The organism is Endozoicomonas atrinae, from assembly GCF_001647025.1.
Classification (GTDB): Bacteria; Pseudomonadota; Gammaproteobacteria; order Pseudomonadales; family Endozoicomonadaceae; genus Endozoicomonas; species Endozoicomonas atrinae.
The window spans coordinates 1-817 of the sequence record NZ_LUKQ02000665.1 but is presented as its reverse complement, the minus strand read 5'-3'; the positions used below and the strand labels follow the sequence as shown (position 1 = coordinate 817).

Genomic DNA, 817 nt, shown 5'->3' with positions numbered 1-817 from the left:
ACCATTCGCACCGGAGTTAAACAGCTCAGAAAGGCTATGGGAGTGGATGCGGGAGCATGACTTATCAAACAAAGCATTTTCAGGTTATGAAAATATTGTAGATTGTTGCTGTGAAGCTTGGAATAACCTTTGCAGCGAAGCTGGTCGACTGTTCAGTCTGTGCTCCCGTGATTGGGCAGTTATACAGTAGTTAGAAAATTCAATTGGTATTATTTCTCTCAACTGGCACTATGGCAAAACAGAAAGTGAGCAGAAGATTTGGCGTAAGCATCAAAAGTACCTTTCTGACTGTCTAAAGCTGCAAATCCCAGTGATCATATGCACCCGAAAACTGGAGTCTGAGTCAGAGGCTTTGGTTAGAATGAGCGCAGCATGTTCAGCATTGAAAACAGGCTCTCCTACTGGGCATGCTATGGCTGTAATAGCTAATCATGATGAGGGGATATTAGTGTATGACCCTTCGGGAGAAAGAAAGGGAGTATTTACTGAGGATATGATTTCTAATAGGGAGTTTAAGCATTTTAAGAATGGTTCTGTCCAGCTTGTGCGCTGGCGAGATGTCCCTCACAGGTTTTGCATGATATATCTTCCAAAGGGCGCTCCAAGAATATAATGGAAACACTTTGTGGTGTGTTGTTAGGTGTTTTCCGAAGGTTGCATATTTCACTGAGTTCCCTATAATTCGCCGCTCTTCCACGGACTGACCCAGAGGTCACCCACGGATCAGCAGAATGACTATTCATCGCTGACCGGGAAGTGCGGTTTGAAGGTGGGTTGTTTTGAAATGAATGAAAAACAATCGGTTGACAAATCAAGC

At 43.8% G+C, this 817-nt stretch carries 1 pseudogene; it reads left to right on the top strand.

Annotated elements, in window-relative coordinates:
• Nucleotides 1-190: pseudogene (locus AK963_RS36350) on the top strand (IS630 family transposase); the annotation flags it as partial.
• Between the last annotated feature and the right edge of the window lie 627 nt (nt 191-817).